General features: G+C 43.9%; 25 protein-coding genes. 8 read left to right on the top strand and 17 right to left on the bottom strand.

Going from position 1 to position 26,506, the window contains the following annotated elements; translation table 11 throughout:
- The first annotated feature begins 16 nt into the window (after positions 1–16).
- The 3 genes from E0Z06_RS09305 (at position 17) to E0Z06_RS09295 (ending at position 1,069) form a co-directional block, all read left to right on the top strand.
- Positions 17–286 (top strand): type II toxin-antitoxin system Phd/YefM family antitoxin, encoded by a 270-nt coding sequence (locus tag E0Z06_RS09305; RefSeq protein WP_132584016.1) that lies wholly within the window; start codon positions 17–19, stop codon positions 284–286.
- Positions 287–586, top strand: coding sequence for a type II toxin-antitoxin system RelE/ParE family toxin (locus tag E0Z06_RS09300; protein ID WP_132584014.1), 300 nt, complete (start codon positions 287–289; stop codon positions 584–586).
- Between the two features lie 135 nt (positions 587–721).
- A complete protein-coding gene (locus E0Z06_RS09295; RefSeq protein WP_132584012.1) occupies positions 722–1,069 on the top strand; it encodes a VOC family protein in 348 nt (115 codons plus the stop codon).
- Between the two features lie 116 nt (positions 1,070–1,185).
- Here the strand turns inward: E0Z06_RS09295 and E0Z06_RS09290 are convergent, their stop codons facing one another.
- Positions 1,186–1,590 carry a ribonucleotide reductase subunit alpha gene (locus E0Z06_RS09290; protein ID WP_132584010.1) on the bottom strand — a complete coding sequence of 135 codons (405 nt, stop codon included), beginning with the start codon at positions 1,588–1,590 and terminating at the stop codon, positions 1,186–1,188.
- 168 nt (positions 1,591–1,758) lie between these two features.
- On the opposite strand from E0Z06_RS09290, the gene E0Z06_RS09285 reads away from it, so the two are divergent.
- On the top strand, positions 1,759–3,720 hold the full coding sequence (locus tag E0Z06_RS09285; protein WP_132584008.1) for a methyl-accepting chemotaxis protein: 1,962 nt from the start codon (positions 1,759–1,761) through the stop codon (positions 3,718–3,720).
- A 78-nt stretch (positions 3,721–3,798) separates the two neighbouring features.
- On the opposite strand, the gene E0Z06_RS09280 is transcribed toward E0Z06_RS09285, so the two are convergent.
- From E0Z06_RS09280 to E0Z06_RS09255, 6 genes are all read right to left on the bottom strand, one after another.
- Positions 3,799–4,122, bottom strand: coding sequence for a cytochrome c (locus tag E0Z06_RS09280; protein ID WP_132584006.1), 324 nt, complete (start codon positions 4,120–4,122; stop codon positions 3,799–3,801).
- Between the two features lie 12 nt (positions 4,123–4,134).
- Positions 4,135–4,806, bottom strand: coding sequence for an SCO family protein (locus tag E0Z06_RS09275; protein WP_132584004.1), 672 nt, complete (start codon positions 4,804–4,806; stop codon positions 4,135–4,137).
- Positions 4,803–5,552, bottom strand: a complete 750-nt coding sequence (locus E0Z06_RS09270; RefSeq protein WP_132584002.1) for a formylglycine-generating enzyme family protein — start codon at positions 5,550–5,552, stop codon at positions 4,803–4,805. The genes E0Z06_RS09275 and E0Z06_RS09270 overlap by 4 nt, the downstream gene beginning before the upstream one ends.
- Positions 5,553–5,570: 18 nt before the next feature.
- The gene (locus E0Z06_RS09265; RefSeq protein WP_132584000.1) at positions 5,571–6,716 is read right to left on the bottom strand and encodes a multicopper oxidase domain-containing protein; all 1,146 of its coding nucleotides are present in this window, start codon (positions 6,714–6,716) and stop codon (positions 5,571–5,573) included.
- Between the two features lie 150 nt (positions 6,717–6,866).
- Positions 6,867–8,057: an HPP family protein gene (locus E0Z06_RS09260; RefSeq protein WP_132583998.1), complete on the bottom strand. Its 1,191-nt coding sequence runs from the start codon at positions 8,055–8,057 to the stop codon at positions 6,867–6,869.
- Positions 8,058–8,164: 107 nt separating this feature from the next.
- On the bottom strand, positions 8,165–10,420 hold the full coding sequence (locus E0Z06_RS09255) for a nitric-oxide reductase large subunit (protein WP_132583996.1): 2,256 nt from the start codon (positions 10,418–10,420) through the stop codon (positions 8,165–8,167).
- Positions 10,421–10,744: 324 nt separating this feature from the next.
- Between E0Z06_RS09255 and E0Z06_RS09250 the strand changes: the two genes are divergently transcribed.
- Entirely contained in the window at positions 10,745–11,125 is a 381-nt protein-coding gene (locus E0Z06_RS09250) for a SirB2 family protein (protein ID WP_132583994.1), read from the top strand.
- A gap of 118 nt (positions 11,126–11,243) precedes the next feature.
- Here E0Z06_RS09250 and nrdD read toward each other — a convergent pair whose 3' ends face one another.
- Together nrdD and nrdG are read right to left on the bottom strand one after the other, a co-directional pair.
- Positions 11,244–13,067 carry an anaerobic ribonucleoside-triphosphate reductase gene (nrdD, locus tag E0Z06_RS09245; protein WP_132583992.1) on the bottom strand — a complete coding sequence of 608 codons (1,824 nt, stop codon included), beginning with the start codon at positions 13,065–13,067 and terminating at the stop codon, positions 11,244–11,246.
- Positions 13,068–13,088: 21 nt separating this feature from the next.
- Positions 13,089–13,538: an anaerobic ribonucleoside-triphosphate reductase activating protein gene (gene nrdG, locus E0Z06_RS09240; RefSeq protein ID WP_132583990.1), complete on the bottom strand. Its 450-nt coding sequence runs from the start codon at positions 13,536–13,538 to the stop codon at positions 13,089–13,091.
- Positions 13,539–13,775: 237 nt separating this feature from the next.
- Here nrdG and E0Z06_RS09235 point away from each other — a divergent pair, with 237 nt between their 5' ends.
- Positions 13,776–14,072 (top strand): hypothetical protein, encoded by a 297-nt coding sequence (locus tag E0Z06_RS09235; protein ID WP_132583988.1) that lies wholly within the window; start codon positions 13,776–13,778, stop codon positions 14,070–14,072.
- A gap of 327 nt (positions 14,073–14,399) precedes the next feature.
- On the opposite strand, the gene E0Z06_RS09230 is transcribed toward E0Z06_RS09235, so the two are convergent.
- From E0Z06_RS09230 to E0Z06_RS09220, 3 genes are read right to left on the bottom strand one after another with little or no spacing between them, the layout of a single operon-like run.
- Complete coding sequence (locus E0Z06_RS09230; RefSeq protein WP_132583986.1) at positions 14,400–14,855, bottom strand: hypothetical protein; 456 nt, start codon at positions 14,853–14,855, stop codon at positions 14,400–14,402.
- A 59-nt stretch (positions 14,856–14,914) separates the two neighbouring features.
- The gene (locus tag E0Z06_RS15740) at positions 14,915–16,969 is read right to left on the bottom strand and encodes a calcium-binding protein (RefSeq protein WP_132583984.1); all 2,055 of its coding nucleotides are present in this window, start codon (positions 16,967–16,969) and stop codon (positions 14,915–14,917) included.
- Entirely contained in the window at positions 16,959–17,636 is a 678-nt protein-coding gene (locus tag E0Z06_RS09220; RefSeq protein WP_347812441.1) for a Fic family protein, read from the bottom strand. The genes E0Z06_RS15740 and E0Z06_RS09220 overlap by 11 nt, the downstream gene beginning before the upstream one ends.
- 127 nt (positions 17,637–17,763) lie before the next feature.
- On the opposite strand from E0Z06_RS09220, the gene E0Z06_RS09215 reads away from it, so the two are divergent.
- The gene (locus tag E0Z06_RS09215; protein ID WP_132583980.1) at positions 17,764–18,051 is read left to right on the top strand and encodes a transposase; all 288 of its coding nucleotides are present in this window, start codon (positions 17,764–17,766) and stop codon (positions 18,049–18,051) included.
- 59 nt (positions 18,052–18,110) lie between these two features.
- Positions 18,111–18,479, top strand: coding sequence for an IS3 family transposase (locus E0Z06_RS09210; protein ID WP_132583977.1), 369 nt, complete (start codon positions 18,111–18,113; stop codon positions 18,477–18,479).
- Between the two features lie 144 nt (positions 18,480–18,623).
- Here the strand turns inward: E0Z06_RS09210 and E0Z06_RS09205 are convergent, their stop codons facing one another.
- From E0Z06_RS09205 to E0Z06_RS09185, 5 genes are all read right to left on the bottom strand, one after another.
- Positions 18,624–19,391: a peptidylprolyl isomerase gene (locus tag E0Z06_RS09205; protein ID WP_132583975.1), complete on the bottom strand. Its 768-nt coding sequence runs from the start codon at positions 19,389–19,391 to the stop codon at positions 18,624–18,626.
- Between the two features lie 101 nt (positions 19,392–19,492).
- Positions 19,493–20,182, bottom strand: a complete 690-nt coding sequence (gene narI / locus E0Z06_RS09200) for a respiratory nitrate reductase subunit gamma (protein ID WP_132586771.1) — start codon at positions 20,180–20,182, stop codon at positions 19,493–19,495.
- A 10-nt stretch (positions 20,183–20,192) separates the two neighbouring features.
- Positions 20,193–20,933: a nitrate reductase molybdenum cofactor assembly chaperone gene (gene narJ, locus E0Z06_RS09195; RefSeq protein ID WP_132583974.1), complete on the bottom strand. Its 741-nt coding sequence runs from the start codon at positions 20,931–20,933 to the stop codon at positions 20,193–20,195.
- 5 nt (positions 20,934–20,938) lie between these two features.
- The gene (narH, locus tag E0Z06_RS09190; protein ID WP_132583972.1) at positions 20,939–22,474 is read right to left on the bottom strand and encodes a nitrate reductase subunit beta; all 1,536 of its coding nucleotides are present in this window, start codon (positions 22,472–22,474) and stop codon (positions 20,939–20,941) included.
- A 16-nt stretch (positions 22,475–22,490) separates the two neighbouring features.
- Positions 22,491–26,207, bottom strand: a complete 3,717-nt coding sequence (locus tag E0Z06_RS09185) for a nitrate reductase subunit alpha (protein WP_132583970.1) — start codon at positions 26,205–26,207, stop codon at positions 22,491–22,493.
- Positions 26,208–26,506: the final 299 nt, after the last annotated feature.

Here is a 26,506-nt window from a genome sequence, read left to right as displayed (position 1 = left end):
CTTTGGAGTATGCGTCATGCAAGTGAAATTTTCAGAAGATGTCGTTCCTCTTTCAGATCTAAAAATTAATCCGGGAAAGGTGGTTAACCGAGCTCAGGATACACATCGCCCAATCTTGCTTACGAGCCGAGGTCGTGGCGTAGCTGTTGTTCAAGGGCTTGAGGAGTTTGAAAAAACTGCTGAGGAGCTTCGGTTCGTTAAGGCCGTGGCTAAAGGCCTTATGGATGTCCGTGAGGGCAATACTGTTTCTTTAGCCGATGCGAAGAAAGCACTGGGCATTAACTAAATGGAGCTACGCATTGCACAGTCCGCTCTTGAAGATTTGCAAGCTATTCAAGTGCACTACATTGAAGAGAGTGTGCCGCATATCGGTGATGAATATGTGATAGCCATTCTGAAACACGCTGAAATACTTTTGCGTCACCCTGATGCCGGCCGGATTGTCCCCGAGTTTGGTTCGAACCATATCCGAGAATTAATTCATTCGCCTTTTCGAGTTGTTTACTTGAGGCAAGAGACCGAGATTGTACTTATTCGAGTATGGCGAAGTGAGAGGCAGCTTGAGCTACCCGATAGCCAAATATAACAAACAGCTTGTGCTGAGGTAGATTTGGTTAAGGTGGGGCAGTTTTATATTGCCGGCGACAGCTAATAACTTGGCCCAGATAACTCTGCGATTTTGTGCAAGTTATAGCAGCTCTTCAGCGCTACGAGGTTAATTATGACATCTGTAAAAATCAACTACATCGAATTACCGGCCAGAAATCTTGAAGGTACTAAGCAGTTTTTCTCTGATGCTTTTGGCTGGCAATTTATAGATTATGGCTCTGACTATATTGCCATGCAGAATGCGGGTCTTGATGGCGGCTTTTATAGGTCGGAACTGGTTGTTGAAACTGCGAAGGGTAGTGCCTTGGTTGTGCTTTATAGTTCCAACCTTGAAGCTACGCTAGTAAAAGTAGAAGCCGCTGGAGGGCAGATTGTGAAGCAAATTTTTAGTTTTCCTGGTGGTCGCCGATTTCATTTTAGCGATCCCAGTAGTAACGAGTATGCGGTATGGTCGGAGTAACTACGCCAAGATTGCGCTTAAAATCTGAGACTGTGATAAACATTGGAATTTAAAGCCAATTTAATAGGGCGTAAATATGCGCCCTATTAAATTTTTCCGTAAATTTACCAACCAGCTTAATACAACGCGACGAGTTCGCCATGCTTATTAAAAGTTAGAAAATCGGCAATCATGCCGCCTTGAATTTTTTCCATCATCATTTTTAATGGCTGAGCAGCTTCATCGCTGTTGGGGGCAAAACCACCGCGGCCACCTAAAGCGGCAACAAAAGCGATATCCCAGTCAATACCGGTGTGAGTAGATTCTTCAACCAGTACTGAAAAATCTTCGATTTCTTCAGGTAATTTATCAACGCAAAGCACAGGCGCTAGCGTACCGCCTTGCTGGTTGGCGAACCTTTCCTGCTGCGCTTCGGTATAGCCTCGTGGTAATTCAGCTTTAGCGAATACAAACATTAGGCGCTGCGGCTCAGGCTGCACGCTCGCTTCGCGAATTAAGTCGGCATAAGATTCAATATTCATATTTAAGCCCCAGTAACTATTTTTGTTAGTGTAACAAACCCACTTACTGCTTACATTGACCCCACTAGGGTAGAAGGCTAACCATAAAGAGGTAGCTACCATTACCTGTTAGGCGGTTGGGTATTTTTCACCTAAAATAGTTAGGATATTCACTAAAGGACAAACATAATGGCGCAATTCGTTCGAAACTTGAGCATCAGCCAAAAGCTGATGTTGCTACTTTTTTTGCCAGTAGTCATAGCGTTATGGTTGTTAGTTAGCCAACTCACGCAAAGTTGGCAACAGGTTAGCCTAGCACAACATGTTAGAGCATCGATCGATACCTCGGTTGTTACTAATCATTTAGTCAGTGCGTTACAAGCTGAGCGCGGTGCAAGCGGGGTGTTCTTAGCGAGTTCTGGTAACAAGCTTAAGCAGCGGGTGGTGCAACTTCGCCAGCAAAGTGATCAGCAACTACAGGCTTTTTTTGCGCTAAAGCAGCCGCAACTGCAAGCGGCACAGCAACAGTTACAACAATTATCGGCGCTGCGCAGCCAGGTAGATAAGTTAGCTATTACGGGTGCCTTGTCGGCCGAACGTTATACCGCCTTAATTAGTGCATTAATTAACGTAAACCAAAAGCTAGAAAGCGAGGTAACGCATTTAGGCATGGCGCAACAGCTGGCAACATTAAACCAGTTCACCCAAATGAAAGAACGCGCTGGCCGCGAACGCGCTATTTTAGGTGAAGTATTCAACCGTGGTAGTGCCAACAGTGCATTGCTAGCGCGGGTTAGCAGCAATATGGGCGCTTTTAATGCGTATTACGAGAACTTTACCCGCATGCTTAGCCCAGTGCAGTTAAGCGCTTGGCAACAGCTAAGCCAGCATAATAGTTTTACTGAAGTTACACGCTTGCAGCAACTTACAACTACGTCGCCATTGGAACAAAGCTTACAGGTTGATGGTGGCCAATGGTTTGATTTAGCCACGCTGCGCTTGGCAAAAATGAGCGAGTTTGAACAGCTGTTAAGCCAACATATTGTTGCTGAGGCGATGCAGCTTTATCAGCAAGCACAACGTAAATTATGGCTATTTGCCTTAGCAATAGTGTTAATTGTTAGCCTACTGGCAACGGTAGCCACTATTACTGTGCGCAGTATTGCTGAAGCGGTACACAGTATCGAAACGACGATAATTGCGTTATCGCAGCGTAATTTAACCGTACGTAGTAATTATGCAAGTAAAGATGAGTTTGGCCGTATTGCCCAAAGTACCAACACTATGGCGCAAGAGCTACAGCGCATACTTAATGAAATTGGTGCAGCTACCGCTCAAATTGCTACTGCGGCAGAAGAGTCGTCAGCGGTAACCTTGCAAACCAGTAAAGGCGTGCAACAGCAGCAACAAGATACCGAAATGGTAGCTACTGCCATGCATGAAATGAGCGCAACTGTGCGCGATGTGGCCAGCAGCACGGCAGAAGCGGCAGAGCTGTCTGAAACCGTGCAGCAAGGCTCGGCAGACGGCCAAACTAAGCTAGAGCAAACGATTAAACTGATTGAGCGTTTGTCGGCTCAGGTAGATAGCACCGCGACGGTAATTGATAGTGTTAAACACGACAGTGAAGCCATCGCTTCTGTGCTTGACGTAATTCGTGGTATTGCCGACCAAACTAACTTATTGGCGCTAAACGCCGCCATAGAAGCCGCGCGTGCTGGAGAGCAAGGCCGTGGTTTTGCTGTGGTGGCGGATGAAGTTAGAACGTTAGCGCAGCGTACGGCACAATCGACCGGCGACATTCAACGCATGATAGAAGTATTGCAGCAAGGCGCGATAAAAGCCTCGGATGCCATGCGTTTAAGTTTAGACCAAGCGCACGAGGGCAGTGATAAGGTGGCTGAAACCGGAGAAATACTCGCCAGTGTGTTGTTAGGTATTAACAGTATTAATGACAAAAATATGCAAATAGCCTCGGCTGCTGAGCAACAAAGTACCGTCGCTGAAGATATTAATCGCAAAATACTTAGCATTAGTGATGTTGCTGCACAAACTAGCGCCGGTGCAACACAAATGGCCAGCACTAGCCATGAGCTAGCCGATTTAGCTGAGCAGTTACAAATGTTAGTTAACCGGTTTAAGTTGGCTTAATTTGACAGGTTAACTATGTTGTTAAAATAGGCATAAAAAACACCGCAAATGTTGCGGTGTTTTTTATTTAATTGACGTTTAACGACGTTGTTGCTGACTAAAGTAGGCGGCTAAATTAGCAACATCTTCTTCGCTCAGTGGTTTAGCCATGGCAATCATAGATGCAACCATAGGCCCGCTGCCTTCACCTTTACGATAAGCATGCAACTTAGCTTGTAGCTCGTCACTGCTTTGTCCGGCGAGTGTTGGGTACATCTTCGGCATTGGGCTATTACCATCGCGGCCATGACAACCGGCACAGATACCGGCTTTGGCTTGGCCAGCCTCGGCATTGCCTTCAGCTTGTGCTGGTAAAGTAAAAATAAGGGCGAGGGCGGCGAGTCCAGAGAGTAGGAGTTTCATAAGTTTTACCTCTTAATGGTGCATAAGTTGTGAAATGCGCGCTACAGCGGGTGCTGGATCTTGGCGTAAACCTTCTTGGCGTGCGGTAATGCGGCCTTCTTGATCAAGCACGGTTAGCACATTACTGTGGTTAAAATTACCGTCATCGTTTTTATTGTATCTAATACCAAGCAGGGCTGCGAGGGTACGAATGTCGTTAGCGTCGCCATGTAAAAAATGCCAGTTATCGTCCAGTGCGCCCACGCGCTCTGCGTATTCGGCTAAAGCCTGTGGCTGATCGCGTTCATGGTCAAAGCTAACAAACACCACGTTAATATCGGCGCGTATCTGCGCAGGTAAGGCTTCAATCAGCGTTTTAGCATCTAATACCAAAAGCGGGCAGGCGGTACGGCAATTACCGTAAATCATGCTGATAATTACTGGCTTGCCTTGAAACTGGCTTAACTGAACATGCTGCTGGCGTTGGCTTTGCCAGTTGGCGTTAAAGTGATACAGCGAGTCGTCAAAATTAACCGCTGCAGGTTTAAGCGCAGTATGGTGCATAGTGTGCGCGTTATGTTCGTTATGTTCGTTATGTGTAGCAGCGGCCTGATGTTGGCTATGCGCATCGCGTTGCTGTGCCACAGCGTTGGTGGTTATACCAAATGCTGCCGCTAAACTTACGGCTAATACTAGTTTATTCATTTGTTGCTCCTTACTGAGTAAGCACAACGAAAGCCCAGAGTGCTGGTAGTGCTTTGTGGGCGGTAATTGCTGCGGGATTGATAGCGTAAAAAGCTGGCGTAGTGCGCGGTATCAAACTCGGCCATAAAGCGAGCAGTGTCACCACACGAACCACTAAGGGCGTCTACGTCATCACCATTGGTGAGCAGTAGCTGAAAATCGTCAACCCATTCATTAACTTTGCCTATTAAACCTGCTGGCCCAGCCGTTATTTGCTCGGCAAACAGGGTTTGCTGCGGGTTGCTAAACCAGCTAAATACCAGCTTGGCATAGTTAGCGTCGGATAATTGTTGCTGTTCGCGCCACTGTTGTACGCTGTATTCCCATTCATTTAGTGTGGGTAGGCGGCCGCCTTGCGCCTGACAATAAGCGCGGGCGGCAAACCAAGATACCCGTGTTACTGGCGTATCTGCGTTGGCAGAGTGGGCCGGTGTTACTTCATCTTGCCAATGGCGTAAATAATCTTTATCGGCAAAAATAATCGGTACTTGGCTACGTTGCCACTGTGGGTTAGCTAGCACAAAATTAGCAAACTGCTGCTCTGACACCGAGTTACGGTCTAAGGCAAAAGCAGCAATGTTTATATTTTGTTCTGTTTTATTAAGCCTAATTGCTGGTTTAAAGGTGCCTGCGTCAATGACAACAGTATCGGCAGCAACTGCGACAGTACTAAGGGCAAAAGCTAGCGTTGTTATTAATGCTTTCATCAGTAGGCACCTCTGCATTTACTTGGCTTTACGCGGCCCAGCGACTAATGCGCCAGCTGCGCCGCGTTCGGCATCGGCAAACTCGTGGTCTACCAATTTATATACTCCGGCTTCTGGCACAATAAACTCCATTACTGCGCTGTTGCTGGCGCCAAGTAACACGGTTTGCATACCACGCCATTCGTTTTCAATATTGCCTTCGTACCAAACGCGGTCAAAAATGGCACCAATAACGTGGAAGCTAGAGGTACCGCTTGGCCCAGCGTTTAGCATATAAATACGCACCCGATCACCAGCATTGGCTTTTAATGGTGTATCGGATAACGCACTAACATGGCCATTAAAGGTAACGTGGCTTGGGTTGCGCGCCATGGCCGCGTCGTGATTGTAAATGTAGTTATTTTCAAATTTTTCTAGATAAAACTCGGATTGCACGATGACATATTCATGGTCCACTTTTTTATCTGTTGGATAACCATTTTTCGGTGATACCACTACCGCACCATACTGGCCCATGGCTGTGTGCATTAGCACGCTTGGTGTGCCGCAGTGGTACATATAAACGCCGGGATAGTTGGCAACCCATTCAAACTGAATGGTTTCACCTGGGGCTATGCTTTGCCATTTATCATCAGCGGCTACTGTGCCGGCATGAAAGTCCATTGAGTGCGGCATGGGGCTTATTACCGGTTTATTGTTTTGGTATAAGTTAGCTTGCAGTTGCGCAAAGTAAGGCGCACCACCTTTAATGGGGTTAGTGACCGATACTTCTTCGTCCGAACGGTTTTTCATGGTAAATACCACGCGGTCGCCTTCACGCACATGCAATGTTGGCCCGGGTACTGAACCGCCAAATGACCAAGCGGCATAGCTTTGCCCTGGCGCAACTTCTACTTGCTGGGCAAATACGTCCATTCGTACTTGGTGTTCTCGATTGCCGCGATAGTCGAGTTTTTTCAAATTTGGTAATGCCGTAACGTAGTCACCAACCACAGCTGGGCCTTGGTAATCTTCGGTATAAACTTTGGCCTTAGGCATGCCAAACACCATGCCATCAATAATAAATTCGCTGGGATGTTTTAATGTGGGCGCTGCGCAAGCGGCCACTGATGCCAGCCCAAGTAAAATGCCTGCTGCAAGTTGCGATATGGCTAAATTTTTCATAGGTTACCTCTTATCATTGAACGACTACTGAGCTATTAGTTGCAATGATAATGTAAATAGGCAGGGTGAATAATGGTAGTTGGGAGTAGTGGCTATACCTCTGAATGGGTGGTATGACCACCGCTTGTTGTTGCGGTAAGTTCCTTAGTGTTAAGCACTGGCAACTTGGTTGCTAAAGAGTGCAGCAATTAGATCAGATTGGGTAATAATACCCACCAGTTGTTGCTGGGCATTAAGCACCGGAATATGGTGTAAACCCTGATCAGATAATATGGGTACCAAAGCGACAATATGGTCATCTTCATGCACTACGGTAAGGTTACTCACCATAATTTCTTCTACTTTACGTTTGTAGTGTTTGTTGTGGCGGTTTTTCAGTAATAAGTTATTGAGATGACGCAATAAACCCCAGTAATGCGGCACCTTTAAGTTTTTCAGAAAATCGACGGTGGCGATAACACCTAGTAACTGCGTATTGCTATCGGTTACGGGCAGCATACTTATTTTATGTTTACGCAGCAGTTGCCATGCGCTAGCAACGGCAGTGTCGGGGGTTACGGTAATAAGGTCGCGCGACATAATATCGCGACAGCGAATTTCACCACTTTTACGTTGATACGCATTTAACTGTGCTTGGCGATATAAGCGTTCTAAGTCTTGTTCGCTTACGTCAATTACTGTGTCAAAGCTATTAAGTGCGCTAAGTAAATCTTCGGTTTGTAAGCCTAGGCGTTTTAACGGTGATTTATCATGATGCAAATGCACGGGGTCGAATTTTTGGCTGGGCTTTTGTAAGCCACGTTTTAACAACACTTTGTTTAATACTAGTGATACCGCCAGCATGACAAACACGCTAAGCGCTACCGGATACAGCAAAAAATCATAGCCTAAAATTTTATCACTGGCAGCAATAACCGGTACTAAGGCGGTAGCGCCGCCGGGCGGATGCATACACTCAAAAATGTACATAACAAATAGCACTAAACCAATAGTGGTGGCGGCCATTAGTGCTAAATCAGTAAATAAGTGCGAGCAAATGAGGCCAACCGTAGCCGAAATTAAATGGCCACCGACAAACGACCAAGGTTTAGCGAGCGGGCTGTTAGGTAAACCAAATAGCAATACTGATGATGCGCCCATAGAAGCGAGTAACACGACAGTACTGGTAGTATCGGCTAATTGTAAGCAGGTAAAGGTAACCACAAACAGGGCAATAAAAGCCGCTAACGCTACTTTTAAGCGTTCGCTAAGCGGAATGGCTGATAATGTTTGGCTGTCTTGTTTAACTAATCCTAACTGTGCGGCAAGGTTGCGAAGCAGGTTTTTAACGTTGGTTTGCACCTAAGTGTCCAGAATGTGCGAGCAAGGGCGGCAATTATAAAGAATTTAAAAAAAGACACCACAGCAAAGGCCGTGGTGTCTTATAATTTTTATGCCTAACTTAGTGGTTAAAGCTTCTGCTCTGCAGCTTTAGTATTAAACACACCTTTAACTACCTGCCAGCTTACCGCTAACGCACCAACGATAAAGATAACGTCACCGATGGTACGAACCCAGCGTAGCGTATGCAGTAAATCACTTTGCATAAAGGCTTCGCTACGGGCATACCATAAGCCTTGGCTAGCACTGGCATAAAACTGAATAAAACCAATAGGTAGCAAGCTGGTAAATAGCATAAGTACCAAGCCACCGTTCATCCACCAGAAGGCGGTTTTCATTAGTTTTTCATCAAATTTTAGCTGCGGGCGAATATAACGCAGTATCAATAAACAGAAACCTAAGGCTAAGAAACCATATACACCAAACAGTGCCGCGTGAGCATGGGTTGGTGTAGTGTTTAAGCCTTGAATATAGTAAAGCGCGATAGGTGGGTTAATCATAAAGCCTAACACACCGGCACCAAGCATATTCCAAAACGATACCGCAACAAAAAACATCAGAGGCCATTTTAAGTCAGCCATCCACGGTGCCTGATTTTTCATACGCCATTGTTCAAAGGCTTCATAACCTAACACTACTAGAGGTACAACTTCTAGCGCACTAAAGGTAGCGCCAACAGCCATTACCGGTGTAGTAGTGCCTGAGAAGTACAGGTGATGGAACGTACCAGGAATACCACCCAGCATAAATAACGATGCTGAGGCTAAACTAGCACTGGTAGCCATAGTGCGTGATACCAAGCCCATACTATGGAAAATAAAGGCTAAAGATACCGTGGCGAACACTTCAAAGAAGCCTTCTACCCACAGGTGAACTACCCACCAACGCCAGTATTCCATAACTGATAAATGTGTACGCTCGCCGTAAAATAAACCGGCACCGTAGAACATACCAACACAGATAACTGATGCGGCAAATAAAGCCAATAGGTTTTTATCACCTGGTGCTTTAAGCGCCGGAACGATGGCGCGCAGCATTAATACTAACCAGAATAAGATTCCGATGTATTTAATGATCTGCCAGAATCGGCCAATATCAATGTACTCATAACCCTGATGACCAAACCAGAAGCTATATTCATGCGGCATTATTTGCATAATAGCGAAGTAGTTACCGGCAAACGAGCCTGCAACTAACACCACCAATGCCCAAAACAGTATGTCGACACCGAGTTTTTGGAACTTAGGATCTTTACCACCGTTGATAATCGGCGCTAAAAATAAGCCTGCGGCTAAAAAGCCGGTGGCAATCCAGAACATGGCGGCTTGTAAGTGCCAAGTACGGGCTAAAGTATAAGGGATCCACTCAGTGGTATTTAAGCCATAGAAGCCGTCACCTTCAACAGTATAGTGCGCGGTAAAACCACCCAAGAACACTTGCAGTGTAAATAGCGCAACTACTACTACAATATATTTACCTAACGACTTTTGTGACGGCGTTAGTTTAAGGCTAGCAATAGGATCTTTTTTAGGCGATACCGGCTGTTCATCATCATGTTTGCGAAGGAAAGCCCACGCCCATACTAGTGCGCCAACACCGGCTATTAATATAATAATACTGATTAAAGACCATATTAGGTTTTCAGCCGTCGGCTTATTATCAATTAACGGCTCATGCGGCCAGTTGTTGGTATAGGTTGCTGCATCTGGTGTGCGCTCAGTAGATGCGGCCCATGCCGTCCAGAAGAAAAACTGTGTCATCTCTTGGCGACGAGACAATGAAGGTAGCGTATTGTTTTTCATCGCATAGTTATTGCGAGTTTCGGTTAACGTTGGGTCGTCACCAAATAGCGCAATATAGTGCTCAGCGGTTTGCTCAATGGCTGTTATGCGACGGTCAGTTAACTGCAACGTATCAGATGCTACGTCATAAGTATTAGTGCGATAGGCTTGCTTTAATTCAAACTGTAAGCCGTTTTGCTGCGCAGGGGTTAATGACGCATAGCTCGCGCTATAGGTGTCCTGTGCGGCTAGTTCTAACCAGGCGAGCAATTCACGGTGTAACCAATCAGCAGTCCAATCTGGCGCTTGATAAGCACCATGGCCCCAGATAGAACCTAACTGCATACCACCAACAGATTGCCATGCGGTTTGACCATTTAAAATGGTCTCATTGGTCATTACCACATTGCCTTGCGCGTTAACTACCTTTGCCGGAATAGGCGGCGCCGAACGATATACTTCCGTACCAAAATAACCTAAAAAGCCAAAGGTTATTGCCAAGGTGCAAATTAACACCCACCAGAGTTTACGATATGCAGCCATACTGCCTCCTGATCCCAAAAAATTCGCGCCAAAGTGTCATGTTTCACTCCTGTTTTTTTACTTACTACCAGGTACTTACCTAGCTTTTGTTGTATAAGCAAAAACTAGGCCGACATTTACAGCTTTGTTTTTACTGGTTAAATAAGGGGTCTAATGTTTTCTGGGTAATTTAAACCTAACTTAATTTGGGTTTATTTTACCATCTGGGTTGCATTCACCCTATATGCTATTGGTGCAGGGTGTAAACTACCCCTTTAGTTGTATAGGCAGGTTGGCGCATTTAGTTTAAGGTGCGGCGAAAATAGCTTTGTTAAAGGCGCTGCAATGGAGTTTTATTTACCCGTCAAGCATTGGCATATGGCCTTTGCCTATTTAAGCGCCACATTATTTATGCTGCGTTTAGCTCTCGATGTGGCCGGCAAGCCCGGTTGGCGTAATAGCAAGTGGCGGCGTTTGCCGCATATCAATGATACCTTATTGTTAACCATGGCTTTTACCTTGTTAGCTATTGGCCCGTGGCAGCCTTTTGCCCATCAGTGGTTAGGCTTTAAAATTTTACTGCTTATTGGCTATATCCTTTTTGGCATCATGGCGTTAAAGCCAACACTAAGTGCCGTGGTGCGCTCCGTTACTGCCATACTTGCATTACTGCAGTTGGCGGGTATTTTTTATTTAGCGATGTTTAAACCCACACTATTTGCTTAGTAATCTAGCGAAAATAGTTGTCGTTTTTATATTAAATTAGTTAATGGTAAATTTAAGCCGTATTGCCTAGTAGCTGGGCAATACGGCGGCTTAGTGCGCTAAGCTAAGCTAAATTAAGTTAAGCTTGGCGTTGCATTGTCAGTGGTTTATGTGCGGTTATATCGCTACTGGTGCGCTCGTAATGGCGCAAGCTATGCTCTAAACGCCGGCCGCTGCTAAAGGCTGATACACGTTTTAAGTAACCAATAACTCGGGTGCCATAGTCAATATCTTTGCTCCCGCAGCGTGGGCAGGCGCATAGCGTGCGTTTATCAATAGTTTCGCACTGATTACAAATGGTAATTTTTACATTGATACAAAAGTAATTACAACCAGTATTCGCCGCAATATTTAACAAGTTTAAGTAACCAGCTTGGTCTAAGCGTTCTTCTAAATTTAGATGCAGCGCCGAGCCGCCATCTAAATAGTCGAGTAACTGGCGGCCATGCATTTGAAATTTATCTAAGGTGTTGCAGTTATCATCTTCAACGACATAAAAATATGAGTTATAGCAGTCGCGCTTAACAATGTAGCCGTCTTCGCGATCCCATTTCGCATTTTTAACACCAAGGTTTTCTGCTGGTACAAATTCGGTGTTAAACATATAACCATATTCAGCTTTGGCCGCTTTGTTGGCGTCGAAAATAACCTTTAACTGTTGTTGCACAAAGGCAATATAGTCTGGGTTATTGCTTGCGGTGATACCTTGCGATTCAGCCGCTTCAACCATGCCGTTAATACCAATGGTTAAAAATTGCTTATCAAGCGAAATAAAACCGGCGTCATACACCGTTAGTAACCCCGCGTCTTTGTACTCTTCCATCAATTTGCGATAGGCCACTTGGTATTTATGAATTTTGCTTATTTCTGTCGCAATATCACGGCCGTCTTGAATAAGCCGGTTCATATTAATAGTAATTACGTTAATTGAACCGGTAGCCACGCCGCCAGCCCCTAACGAATAAGAGAAGGTGTTATCGCTAATTTCGCTGCGTAATCGGCAGCAGCTAGCGAGCGAGTCGGCATTGTCTGACTGATAAACAAAAAACGCATTACCGGCGGCTAGCTCTTTGGCCATATCATTAGCAAAGGCCTGATCTTTACATTTACCGTTTTCGGTTAACATGGCTACGGTAACCACAGGGAAGGTGAGTACAGTTTTTTCGCGCTCGGCATTAAACCAGCTTAAGAAAAATTGCTGCAAAGCTGATACTGATTGCCATTCTGGCTTAACAAAATCGGGAAACACAAAGTTACCAAACATACTATCGAAGTAATGCTGGTCGTACACCGAAATATTCCAAAATACGCTTTGGTAGCCGCGAGCTGCTGCAGGTTGGTTTAATGCATACACCACGTGCTGTAGATGGTTTTCAATTTGTTTACGGTGGGTGTTTAGGTAATTGTCGCCATAGTCTTTACGGGCAAAGTAGTCGAAATAGGTTAAAAACTCTACCGTTGCCACCGCACCAGCAAACTGGCTAGACACGGCAAAAACAAAGTTAACAAAGCAGCCGCAAAAGGATTCTAAATGCTTAGGCGCTTTAGACTCACCACCCAGCTTGGTTAAACCATCACGCAAAAATGGATACATAGTTACCGACACACAATACGGTTTTAAACTGGTTTCATCATGCACATAAATTTCATGTTGTTCTATTTGCCTTACATATTCTACTGCTAAGTCTTGGCCGAATAGCTGGCTAATTTTTTTACTGACTAAAGCTCTATTCACCTGAATAAAATGGTCTTTCATTATTTCGGCTTCAAGCGTAGCAATATTTTTTTGCGTTACGTTGGCATTGGCATCTAAAGTAGAGCCATCGGCAGCATTATTAGCCTTTAAGTATTTATCGATAAAGTTAAGCTTATGTTGAATTTGGTTAGAATTAAGCGCGTGCATGAATGATCCCTCAGCTGGTTATTAACGAATAAAACGATGGTTTAGGCAGTGGCCTGAGCGTAAATCAATAAATTTTTGATTAGTGTTCGGGCTATCTAAACCGCCAAGCTCTGCGAGCCAGCGGCCGGTTTTTAAATAGGTAAGACGGTTTTTAAGCTTGGCGGAAACTTGATCTAAGCCGGTGTATAAGCAGGTATTTAGCCCAGCAGATTGGGCAATGTGTAATAGCTCGACTAAGGCATCGTGATGCCACTCGCCGCCTAAAAACAATACACAGCTAATCAGCCCTTGATAGCTTTGTAAGCGCTGCTGAAAATAACCAGTGGTTAACGGCGTGCCTTGGTTAGCATTCCAACTGTAGCTGCTGTGGCAGCCTTTGCAGCCAACAGGGCAACCGCTAATGGTAAACGCCAGTGACACTTCATCTGGCACTTCCTGAAATACAATGTTTTCGTCAGTAAAGTTAAGCATAAAACCCTTCATCTAGTGTTGTTATTTAATATTTGCACTATATGTTGTGTTTTAGCTTAATCTGCTTGGCCGTAAAAAGCTTGATCTAGATCAAGTTTTAGCCTTAGTTGAATAGCGCATAGGGCGCTAAGGCGCGGTTTTAGTGACCTGCTTACCCCCTCAGGAGTAAGCCGCTTCAGGAGCGATTCAGCTGCATCGGTAACAATGGCCGCTTTATCATCGAATAAGGTATTTGCTATGCAATCAGCAGTGTTAAAAAAATTGTTATTAGCAACAATGCTAATGTGTTCAGCGACTTCGGTGAGTGCTGACAGACAGGTTGTGATTGAAGTTGCGCCAATAGAGCAAATTATTGCCGATGTAGTGGGCTATACCGCACAGCGTGCGACAAACGAGTTACATAAACTGGCTAATATTAATACCGAGCAACGCGGCTATACCGAGCGTTATAGCTCAGTACAGTATCACGTTAGGCCATCAGGATTAGATAGAAACAGCCGATATGTGCCGGTTGCAGCCGTTACTTTTTTGTAAAGAGTAACAAGTAAAGCGGCTGTAATAACGCCAAATAAAACGAATAAGCTGTATTGGTCTCGACTTAACCAGGCAATTTCACCACTTTACTTTTTACTGAAATAAATGCACTTATTAGTATAATAAAACCTGTGTCAATGTTTCTAAACTCTACACCGATTACGTATTTTAACAGAAAATACAACACAGCTATAATCGCTACAGCTGCAAAGAACCTATTCAACGAGAAGAATGTAATATACAAGCACTCACACTTACTACAGACGGTTCCTTCACGCCCAAACATCTTTAGCGAAAACTTAAATGAGTGGCAGTTTGGACAGGGCATTAAAAAACCTCAAATTTAAACATATGTTTAGCGCTTACCTTTTCTAGTAACAACGAAAGTTTTTCGTAATCTACGGAATACTCTCCTAAACGTTGTTCTATTATAATTATCTCGTTTGGTCTATATAAACTGATAGTATGTTGATGAGTATTTAAACGGACAAGGCTTACATTTTCCCAACTGAAAAAATCACTTTTATTTAATCCTGCTCCAAAGCCTTCGTAATTAAACGTTAAGTATTTTCCTTTATTTTTTATTTCGTTAAAGAAAATAATGTAGAGTATTAATCCTAGAATAACAGAGGTTGGATATGCCGCGTAGTATTTCTCAGACACAGGTTGAAGGTCATAAACCAGTAAATTAAAAATCATTTTCAAACTAAGTAGAAAAAAAGGAAAAAGCAGAAATATTGCAATAAATATAGACTTCTTACTTCTATTAAAAATCAGTTCCATATTAACTCCATTTGCTCATCCCTGACCTGTTGGTTCAGGGATGAGCGCCACTTAATTTTCTAGTTAGTAACAAAATTATCGAATGTTAAATCAGAAGACTTTACGTTCAATAAAATCATTCTCCCTAAATTACTCGTGATAACTACGCCATGCTGAGTGTCTTTTGCTGTTTTAATCATCTTTTCAGCATCACCAGCAGCAATACCCAGAACTTTCAATTTATCCTTTTTGACGTTAAAATCTGCAACAGTGTCGAATCCTGAACTCAAGACAAATGTATCTCGCCCAGGACCACCGTGGAGATAGTCATTACCATCTCCACCATTTAGTTCGTCATCATGACCGCCACCGAACAGGCCATCATCATCGGCACCGCCAAATAATAAATCGTTACCTGTATTTCCGTATAACGTATCTTTCCCATTGCCTCCAAACAGTTCATCATTCCCAGCATTACCAAAAACTCGGTCATTTCCAACTCCACCGGACACCTTATCATTCCCTTTCCCAGCTTTTACTAATGAACTAATATCTGTCGAAATGGTAATATTATCATTTCCTACCCCAGTCCGAACAGCACTGAAATCGCTTATGCCTTCAAAAGAGTCAGCCCCTAAAATAAATGAAACGTCTTCTTTAATTTTTCTTAAATCTAAATATTTCTGTCCAGTTTCTTGACTAATAATCCTAACTCCATTGCTTAATTTTTGGACACGTCGTCCATAATACGTTGCAGTGACAACGACGTTGAATGCGTCATTCGTCACAAATTGACCAGTACGCATTACCATGTCAAATGACATCTTGTCCAAGTATGTTGAGTCACCCACATTACCATGTATACCGTTTTTACCAAGCGTCAGGTTTACGATTCCTAAATCGGATAGCTTATAAGTCTCACCCTTATCGACTTTCGCATTTGCATTTTTATCTACCCAAACGCCAGCTTTAAAAAAGGCTTCATCAGACTCATTAAACAAATTATCTTTATTACTATCGAAAGTTCTGAGACCATCTAAATCTGACATTTTGGGCCCTGCATGTGATGCAAGCGCAAATTCGTTATACTGGTCTAACGTGCCAGAATTATTCAGGTCGAGAAAGAGTATCCCGTCGTCGCCATTTACCCAGGACAGCTTTTCGTAATAACCATCATTATCAAAATCCATAAAAGCTCTAGATGCTTTAATAGATGTCATTTCTAATCCGTCTCCATCTAAATCTAAGATGATAGGAGGAATTTGAGTACAATGTCCGTATGAACATTTAAATCTACTCCAAGATTCGGAAAAGGTGTCTCCATGACGGTCTTCATAGCGAAGCAGATTTTCTAAAGAGGTATTTAATAAATCATCAAAGATATCAGCTAGCATCAATGTATTAAGATGCCCTTCGACCATATTTGCGACACCATAGGCTCCCAATCCAGCCAACATAGCAGCAATTGCTGGAGCTGTAATGGCTCCAAGAGCTATCGAGACGCCTGAGTACACCACGACGCCAGCTAGTAGCCCTCCAAATTCTGCAAACGCAGCGTTGTAATTTTCTTCGATTACGAGTTCGCTCAATTGGACAGTGCTATTAAGTAAATTTAACCATTGTTGCGCACCACTTATCATTCTATTTAGCTTAGCCATATCATTGGCACTGATTAGACCAGAAAGTTGAAGTTTCAATGATTGGAGCTCAGTCAGAATATTCGATACCGCAAGTGCGACATCGCGTTTTGAGTGCTCTGTCATCAACGGTGTTGTGCTTGCAGTAAATTGGCCATCACCTCCACCTTGGCCGCCTGCATCATATTCGTTGTCATAATTCGGGTCGCCGTAATCCATCCCTTCAAATGGGTCATAGTCCCAGTCCCAATTATCTGAAGGTGGGGTGTATATGATTTCAAAGTGTTCAATGTCACTATAACAGTCACTATAAGAAGCTCCACCTGCACAGGCTTGAGCTTTTGTGACTCCCCACCTCAGCCCACTAACTAACGCCAAACTGGCTTCCCCAATATCAAGCTCAGGTGCCGATAATACGTTCCTTGCCGTACTATCTAATGTGATAGTTGAAAACATACACATTGTTGCTATTGCAACTTTACTTAGATTAAAACTCATTATTTTTCCCTATCAATACTAGATCATCGATTTTTTTATAAAAATTAACAATGAAATTGCTCTCGAATACAGCACCTTTCACGCCTTTAGCTTGTCTAATTGACAAAAACTCCTTGTTTAACATCAGAAATAGCCATTTATCTATTTTTTTATTATTATTTAAATCGACTGATAAAATTCGGCGGTAACTTAAAACTGGGTTTGACCAGAAAGCTTTTAGAAACAATATAAAACCATCACATAACTCGAACTCATTAATGGAGTTTAATAAATAGCGAATGCACTTTTTAGTATGGCCTACACATTCTTTTTTGAATAAGTTAGACCACGAGAGGTATTCTTTAAAAAAACTGCTTTGATGTGCGGTTTTCCCTTCATTCAACCCACAATTCAACATGGCATCATAAAGAGAAGGGGCGCTACCCAGCCTAAAAATCGAAAGATGGACAAAGTACCTAGCCTCTTTCTTTGCTATCGATTCAAATAACGCTCTGGCAGTTCTGCCGTTTCCATCAGTAAATGGATGTATTTTTAGAAAGGTAACGTAAGCATTTATAGCCTTTACCAACTGATCAGTTTGAGGAGTATTAATGTAACGAATAAGATCATCAACTAACTCTAGGACATCAGTATGTTTCGGAGCTATATATAATATCTTATGATCAATGTTTCTGATTACAGAGGTGCAGCTTCGGTAGGTACCACTTTCAATTAAATAAGGATTTAGAATCCTGTTGTGGTTGAATTAGCCGGACACTTCAATAAAGGATAATATCCAATTATTGAGGTATAAAATGACTAAACGTACTAACAAACAATATCCAAACGATTTTAAGCAAGAAGCGGTGGCGCTGGTGATTGAGCAAGGTTACTCAGTTGTTGAGGCTGCCGCCTCACTGAATATCACTGATAAGCTACTTTATAACTGGGTAGCGAAGTTTAAACAACAAGATGAAGATTCAGAGTTGTCGAAGGATGAGCGGGCTGAACTCGTTCAGCTCAGAAAAGACAATAAACGCTTGCTAATGGAGCGCGAAATATTAAAAAAGGCTTCAGCGTTTTTCGCAAAAGAAATGAAATAAAATATTCATTTCTCAAAAGTTTAGGTAAGCAGTACCCAGTTGCCATATCGTGTAAAGTGATGCGCGTTAGCAAATCTGCATACTATGCTTGGCGAAAACGTCCCGCGATAATTATCAGTGCACAAACACTGAATTTACATCGTAGGGCGAAGGCGCTTTTTGAAGATAGTCGAGACAGTCTGGGTAGCCGTGAGCTTGGGAAAAAGCTTCGCAAAGAAGGCTTTGATGTTAGCCGGCATCGTGTCATTGGCTTGATGAAACGGTTGGGTTTAGTCGTTAAGCAGCGTATCGCTTACAAAGTCACAACAAAGCGGAAATACAGTGATGCTGTAGCGAATAATTTATTGAACATGAATTTTAACCCGTTAGGCCCAAACCAGGTGTGGGCTGGGGATGTGTCATATTTAAAAACTGTAGTGGTCAACTAATTCCGGATAGTAAATTAGATAGATCCCCAGCTTTTGCAAGTGCTATATCATCATTAAATTGTTTCCTCTAAGCGCCTTTAAGCAAAAAGCCAGCATTTAACTGCTGGCTTGGTTTGATTAACCGTTTATTGTTTTAACAATGTTTTATTGCATTAACGGTGAGTCTGATAAGTTAAAGTCGTAACCGTCAATTTCGGCGTTAACAATTAGCGTATGAATGTACTGCGCTACGGCTTTACGCCGTACTTTTTCATTTAAATATTCGGCAATTTTAAGCTGTACTGCGCTGTAAGGTAGTAAGTTACCGGCTACTTTGCGGGCGATATACACTACGTGAATGCCGTAACGGCTTTCTACACCTTGTGTCATTAGCCCAGTTTCTGCGGTGAATATTTGCCGTTCAAACTCGGCTACGGTTTGGCCTTTACTTATTTGGCCTAAACTACCGTCTGTGGCTTTAGATGGGCAAATAGAGTAGTGCTTAGCTAATTCGGCGAAACTAGCGCCTTGTTGTAATTGCTCAATAATTTGCTCAGACAAGATTTTCGCTTCAATGCGGCCTTTGTGATCTTCCGGCGCCGCCGCTAGTAAAATATGGCTAACTTCTAATAATGGCGAGCTGTGAAAACGTTGTGGGTTTAAGTTGTAATATTGCTCGCACTCGGCATCAGAGGCTTTGGGAATATGCACTTCTTGCTCGATTAACGCATCTAAGAAATTATCGTCGCTGGCAATGTTTAGCTCACTTTTTACGGTAATACCTAATGCTTTGGCGCGTTGGCGAAATAGCTCACCAATAATTAAAGATTCTGCCGCTTTTAATGTGGCTTCGCGTTTGCTTGCAGCAGGGTGGTATTGTATTTCTGCCATTACCGTGGCTTCGGGTATGGTGGTTTGGTTAACTTGAATCATGGTAAACCTCTACTGGCTAATATAGCGGCGTATCGTGCTAGGCAGTGGTACTGCCTAGCAGATTAGCACTAGAGCTTGTTACTGTTGCTTAGCAAAGCTGCTTAGCGAACAAAACGCTGCCGTACAATTTGGTGTTGACGCGTAAAGTATTGCACCGGCACGCTTAACATATGCACTAAACGGGTGAATGGGAACACTAAAAATATGGTCATGCCCAAAAACACGTGCAGTTTAAAGATCCAGTGTACGTTGCTAATAGCGGCAACGGCGGCGGTACTATTAAAGGTGGCAGTATTTTGCGCCCACGCCATTAATTTCAGCATCTCTGCACCATCCATATGACCTAGTGACACGGTAATAGAGATTAAGCCCAAGATTAATTGCGCATACAGTAGGAATAAAATCACGATATCCATAGTGCCACTGCTGGCGCGAACACGTGGATTAAATAGCCGACGTTTAATCAGTATGGTTAAACCATAAAAACAAATTAAACCAAATATACCGCCGGCAACTACCGCGATCACTTGTTTCATGCCTGGCGTGATGCCAAATAAATGCCAAACATTCGCCGGCATTAATAAACCGACAAAGTGACCTAAAAATATACCTAAAATACCAATATGGAATGGAATACTACCGCGGCGCAATTGCTTTTTTTCCAGCAATTGGCTTGAGCCCGTTTTCCAAGTGTATTGCTCACGGTCGTAGCGGATCCAAGTAGCAATAAACATGACCGCTATGGCAATGTACGGGTAAATACCAAAGGCAAACAAATTAAGGTGTGCCATCATATGCTCCTTAAGCGCGCGGGTTTGCGGCTTCTTTAAATAGTTCAGAACCAAGCTCGTCAGTGCTAAGCGGAATGAATTGATCTTTGCGCTGGGTTTCGCTTGGTTTATTGCCGCTGCCACAGGCAGAATCAGTTTGATCGTTACCCATAAAGGTAACCATCTCTTCTTCCCACACTTTGTCTAAGGCTTTTGGCGTATCGTCGCGCTGCTCGTTAGAAATTTGCGCTTTAATATCGCGTAAATCTACTTCGGCTTCTGACAGGGCTAATAACGTATGAAACAGTGTTGCGTAATTTGTTTCTCGTTGCTCAGCTCGGCAGGCTAGCACAGCTAAAATAGGCGCAATTTCTTCTAAACCGATTTGGCCATTTAGCTCACCTTGGGTTGATAAAAACTCAAGGTAGAGCGGAATGTAATCGGGCAGCTCTTTTTTATCTAAATCTAGACCGGCTTCTTTATACTGGTTAAGTAAATTAACCATAGCTTGACCGCGATCGCGTGACTCGCCGTGGATATGCTCAAATATCAGCAATGACAGCGAGCGGCCGCGTTCAAATAAGCCATCGTAATCCGATTGCCAGTCCATTAAGTCGCTAGCGCAGCGAGTTTGAATAAACTCGCTTAGCTTGCTTTTAAGGTCGGCACTAATAGTGGACTCGCTAACGATTGCTAATAAATCGGCTTGCGCTTCAACCAATGCTGGCGTTGGGTAATCTAATAGTAAGGATATAACCTGAAAAATTTTCATCTGCTTTAATCCTTAAGTTCTACAGGAATAACTTGGCGAACCGCTTTGGCTTTAGAGCCAAAGATGTTGACGTCGTTATTACCATCACCACAACCATTACCAAAACTAAAGCCACAGCTGGTTTTTATGTCGTAGGCGTTTTCGGCATAGGCGCGGTGACTGGTTGGAATAACAAAGCGGTCTTCGTAGTTAGCTAAAGCCATGTAGCGATACATTTCTTCAACTTGAACCGGCGTTAAGCCGACCTGTGCTAGTACATCGGCATCTTCAACACCGTCTACTTGCTGCGCACGTTTAAAGGCGCGCATGGCAACCATCCGCTCTAAAGCACGGGCTACGGGGGCTTCGTCACCGGCAGTTAGCATGTTAGCTAAATAACGCAGTGGAATACGTAGCGATTTCACATCCGGAATTTCGCCATTCATACCCACGTGCCCAGCTTGCACTGCACCTTGAATCGGCGACAGTGGTGGCACATACCACACCATAGGTAAGGTGCGATATTCTGGGTGTAATGGTAGGGCAACTTTCCATTCCATCGCCATCATATACACGGGCGAGCGCTGTGCGGCTTTAATCCAGTTATCGGCAATACCTTCGGCTTTAGCTGCGGCGATAACTTCTGGATCGTGCGGATCTAAGAAGATATCAATTTGCGCTTGGTATAAATCTTTCTCGTTGGGTGTATTGGCTGCAGATTCAATTTTATCAGCGTCATACAGCAACACACCTAAATAACGAATACGGCCAACACAGGTTTCTGAACACACTGTCGGTTGCCCAGCTTCTATGCGTGGGAAACAGAAAGTACATTTTTCTGACTTACCGGTTTTCCAGTTGTAGTAGATTTTTTTGTACGGACAGGCCGAAACACACATACGCCAGCCGCGGCATTTGTCTTGGTCTATTAATACAATGCCGTCTTCTTCACGTTTATAGATGGCACCTGACGGGCAAGCCGCCACACAAGCTGGGTTAAGGCAGTGCTCACACAAGCGTGGCAAGTACATCATAAAGGTCTTTTCAAACTGACCGTAAATGTCTTTTTCTACTACTTCATTGAAGTTAGTATCTGCTTTACGTTTGGCAAACTCAGTACCAAGAATTTCTTCCCAGTTTGGGCCCCATTCGATTTTCTCCATGCGCTTACCAGTAATAAGTGAGCGCGGGCGAGCTACCGGCTGGTGCTTTAAATCACCAGCGGTATGTAAGTGTTGATAGTCAAAATCGAACGGCTCGTAATAGTCGTCAATTTCTGGCAAATCTGGGTTAGCAAAAATATTGGCTAAAATACGGCGTTTACCACCAATTTTTAGCTCTAGCTTGCCGGCTTTATTGCGTACCCAGCCGCCATTCCATTTTTCTTGGTTTTCCCACTCTTTAGGAAAACCAATACCAGGTTTACTTTCTACGTTATTAAACCACGCATATTCAACACCTTCACGCGAGGTCCAGACGTTTTTACAGGTAATGGAGCAAGTGTGACAACCTATACATTTGTCTAAATTCAGCACCATACCAATTTGGGCTCTAACTTTCATATTGCTTACTCCAACCTTATTTCGTATCTAGCCAGTCAACGTTGTGCATTTTACGCAACACTACAAACTCGTCGCGGTTACAACCAACAGTACCGTAATAGTTGAAGCCGTATGCTTGTTGCGCATAGCCACCAATCATATGAGTGGGTTTCATTACTGCTCGCGTTACCGAGTTATGGATACCGCCACGGGTGCCTGTTTGCTCACTACCTGGTATGTTTACGATACGTTCTTGAGCGTGATACATCATGCTGGTGCCTTCAGGTACTCGTTGCGACACAACAGCACGAGCGGCTAGGGCGCCGTTAACGTTGAACACTTCAATCCAGTCGTTATCAACAATGCCTGCGGCTTTAGCGTCAATTTCGCTGATCCAAACAATTGGGCCACCACGCGACAGCGTTAACATTAGTAAGTTGTCTGAGTACGTACTGTGAATACCCCACTTTTGGTGTGGTGTTAAAAAGTTAAGTACAATTTCCGCATTACCGTTTGGCTTTTTATTTAATACCGGTGCTACAGTTTTCAAGTTAATAGGTGGTTTGTAGCTACAAAGCTGCTCGCCAAAGTCACGCATCCACTCGTGATCTTGATAAAACTGTTGACGGCCAGTAATGGTGCGCCATGGAATTAACTCATGCACGTTGGTGTAGCCAGCGTTATAAGACACATGTTCGTCTTCTAAGCCAGACCACGTTGGTGATGAAATAATTTTCCGCGGCTGCGCAACAATATCGGCAAAGCGAATTTTTTCATCTTGTTTGGGTAAGGCTAAATGCGTGTGGTCACGGCCGGTTAGTTCACCTAAGGCTGCCCACGCTTTAACTGCTACTTGACCATTGGTTTCTGGTGCTAAAGATAAAATCATTTCGCAGGCATCGATAGCAGTGTCTATTTTTGCCATGCCTTTGTTAACACCTTCGTCGGTGTGGACGCGGTTTAATTGCTGTAAAAACTTAACTTCATCTTTTGTATCCCAACTAATACCTTTACCGCCGTTACCTTTACTTTCTAGTAATGGGCCAATGGAGGTAAAACGAGCATAAGTATTCGGGTAGTCACGTTCAACCGTATTGATATGCGGCATGGTTAAACCAGGAATAGCTTCACATTCGCCTTTCCACCAGGCTTTAACGCCATAAGGTTGGGCTAGTTCTGCTGGTGTGTCATGGTGCATTGGCACGGTAACTACGTCAGTTTCAACGCCTAAATGGCCAACACTGGCTTTAGAAAATGCCTTGGCAATGCCTTTGAATATTTCCCAGTCACTACGCGCTTCCCACACTGGGTCGATAGCGGCAGTTAATGGGTGAATAAACGGGTGCATATCCGAGGTGTTCATATCGTCTTTTTCATACCAAGTTGCAGTAGGTAACACGATATCAGAATATAAACAGGTGGTTGACATACGGAAGTCTAGCGTTACCCATAAGTCTACTTTGCCTTCAGCACCGTCTTCGGTCCATTCTACGTCTTGTGGTTTATTACCACCAAAGCCACCTAAGTCTTTACCTAATAAGCCATGTTTAGTGCCTAATAAGTGTTTAAGCATATATTCGTGGCCTTTACCTGATGAACCTAATAAGTTCGAGCGCCAAACAAACATATTGCGTGGGAAGTTTTTTGGATCTTCAGGGTTTTCACAAGCAAATTTAATTTTGCGATCTTTTAATTGCTGTAACACATAGTCTTTAACTTCAACACCTGCAGCTTTAGCTTCTGCAGCTAACTTTAATGGATTAGTGCCTAACTGTGGTGCAGACGGCAACCAACCCATGCGCTCGGCGCGGGCGTTATAGTCAATAATACTGCCAGACCATTTCTCTTTATTAGCTAAAGGTGAAATGATTTCTGTCATATTCAGTTTTTCATAACGCCATTGGCTTGAATGGTTATAGAAAAAGGATGTGCCGTTCATATGACGCGGTGGCCGCTGCCAATCAAGACCAAAGGCCAGTGGCGTCCAGCCGGTTTGCGGGCGTAGTTTTTCTTGGCCAACGTAGTGAGCCCAACCGCCGCCACTTTGACCAATACAACCACACATCATTAGCATATTAATGATGCCACGGTAGTTCATGTCCATGTGATACCAGTGGTTTAAACCAGCACCTACTATCACCATAGAGCGACCACGGGTTTTATCGGCATTACGACCAAACTCGGTGGCAATACGAATAACGTCTTCAGGTTTAACGCCTGTAATAGCTTCTTGCCAACCTGGTGTATTAGGAATGTCATCTAAGTAGCTAGTGGCGCGATTAGGGTCATTAACACCGTTATCGACACCGTAATGCGCGAGCATTAGGTCATAAACAGTAGCAACCAAGGCACTAGTGCCATCGGCTAACTGTACGCGTTTAGCCGGAATTTTCCGCATTTGCACATCGTTGTGTGCGGTATGTTGGAAATATTTATATTCGTGTGGTGCGCCACCAAAATATGGGAAGCCAACATCGGCAAATTCATCACAGTTATCTTTTAACGATAAGTGTAATTCTACGTCGCCATCTTTATCTTCTTGTTGTAAGTTCCACTTACCTTTTTGGCCCCAACGATAACCAATAGCACCGTTCGGGCTAGTTAAGCGGCCATCTTTATTTAAACCAATGGTTTTCCAATCTGGGTTGTTTTCTTCACCCAAGTTGTCAACTAAGTCGGCAGCGCGCAAGAAGCGACCTTGGGTTAAACGGCCGTCGTTCTCCTCTAACATAACTAACATCGGCATATCGGTATAACGCCGTATGTAGTCAGTAAAATAGGTGCTTGGGTTTTTAACGTGGAATTCAGTTAAAATAACGTGACCAAATGCCATCGCTAAGGCGGCATCTGTACCTTGGCGCGGCGCTAACCAGGTATCACCAAATTTTGATGCTTCAGAGTAATCTGGTGTAATAACGCAGGTTTTTGTACCCTTGTAACGTACTTCCGTTAAAAAGTGCGCATCAGGTGTACGGGTTTGCGGCACGTTAGAGCCCCAAACAATAATATAATTTGAGTTATACCAGTCGGCAGATTCAGGAACGTCAGTTTGTTCGCCCCATACCTGTGGTGACGCCGGTGGTAAGTCGCAATACCAGTCGTAGAAGCTTAAACAGTTACCACCAATTAAGGATAAGTAACGTGCACCCGCGGCATAAGACACCATCGACATAGCCGGAATAGGCGAGAAGCCTGATACGCGGTCTGGCCCATATTCTTTAGTGGTGTATACGTTTGATGCAGCAATTAGCTCGTTTACTTCATCCCAGCTAGCGCGAACAAAACCACCTAAACCACGGCGCTCTTTATAGCTTTTAGCTTTTACCGGATCAGTAACAATAGACGCCCACGCTGCTACTGGGTCGCTATGTACGGCTTTAGCTTCGCGCCATAGCTTCATTAATTGCTTACGCATTTTAGGATATTTTAAGCGGTTGGCACTGTAGATATACCAAGAGTAGCTAGCACCACGTGGGCAGCCACGCGGTTCATGGTTAGGTAAATCAGGGCGAGTGCGCGGGTAATCGGTTTGTTGCATTTCCCAGGTTACTAAGCCGTCTTTAACATAAATTTTCCAGCTACATGAGCCAGTACAGTTAACACCGTGGGTTGAGCGTACAACTTTGTCATGCTGCCAGCGTTGGCGATAGCCTTGCTCCCAGGTTCTATCTTCATTAGTTGTAACACCGTGGCCGTCGGCGAACGGTTCTTTGCGAGTTTTAAAAAAACGCAATTTGTCGAGAAGGTGACTCATGGTTAACTCCTGGTCTTTTCTTGCATGAACAGACGGTTTTGCTTTTAGATTTATACACTATAGAAATTACTGCATAATAATGCTTGATTTGGATCAACCTCGCCACAGCGCCAAATGATTGAAATAAAAAGAAAATACCTAAAAGGTGGTAGGGCGGAATTGGCGCAAAAGCGGGCTTGGCATGGCCCATCTACCCACAGTGGGTAGGCAGTGTGGCGCTTGATTGTTAGGCTAGATAAAAAGGGGTAGCTAAGGTTGCAACATAGAATTTCTGTGGTTTGACCTGCTATCTGTAACAT

Source organism: Rheinheimera sp. D18, assembly GCF_004345025.1.
In the GTDB taxonomy this organism is placed as follows: Bacteria; Pseudomonadota; Gammaproteobacteria; order Enterobacterales; family Alteromonadaceae; genus Alishewanella; species Alishewanella metallidurans.
This window is presented reverse-complemented; position numbering and strand designations above follow the sequence as displayed.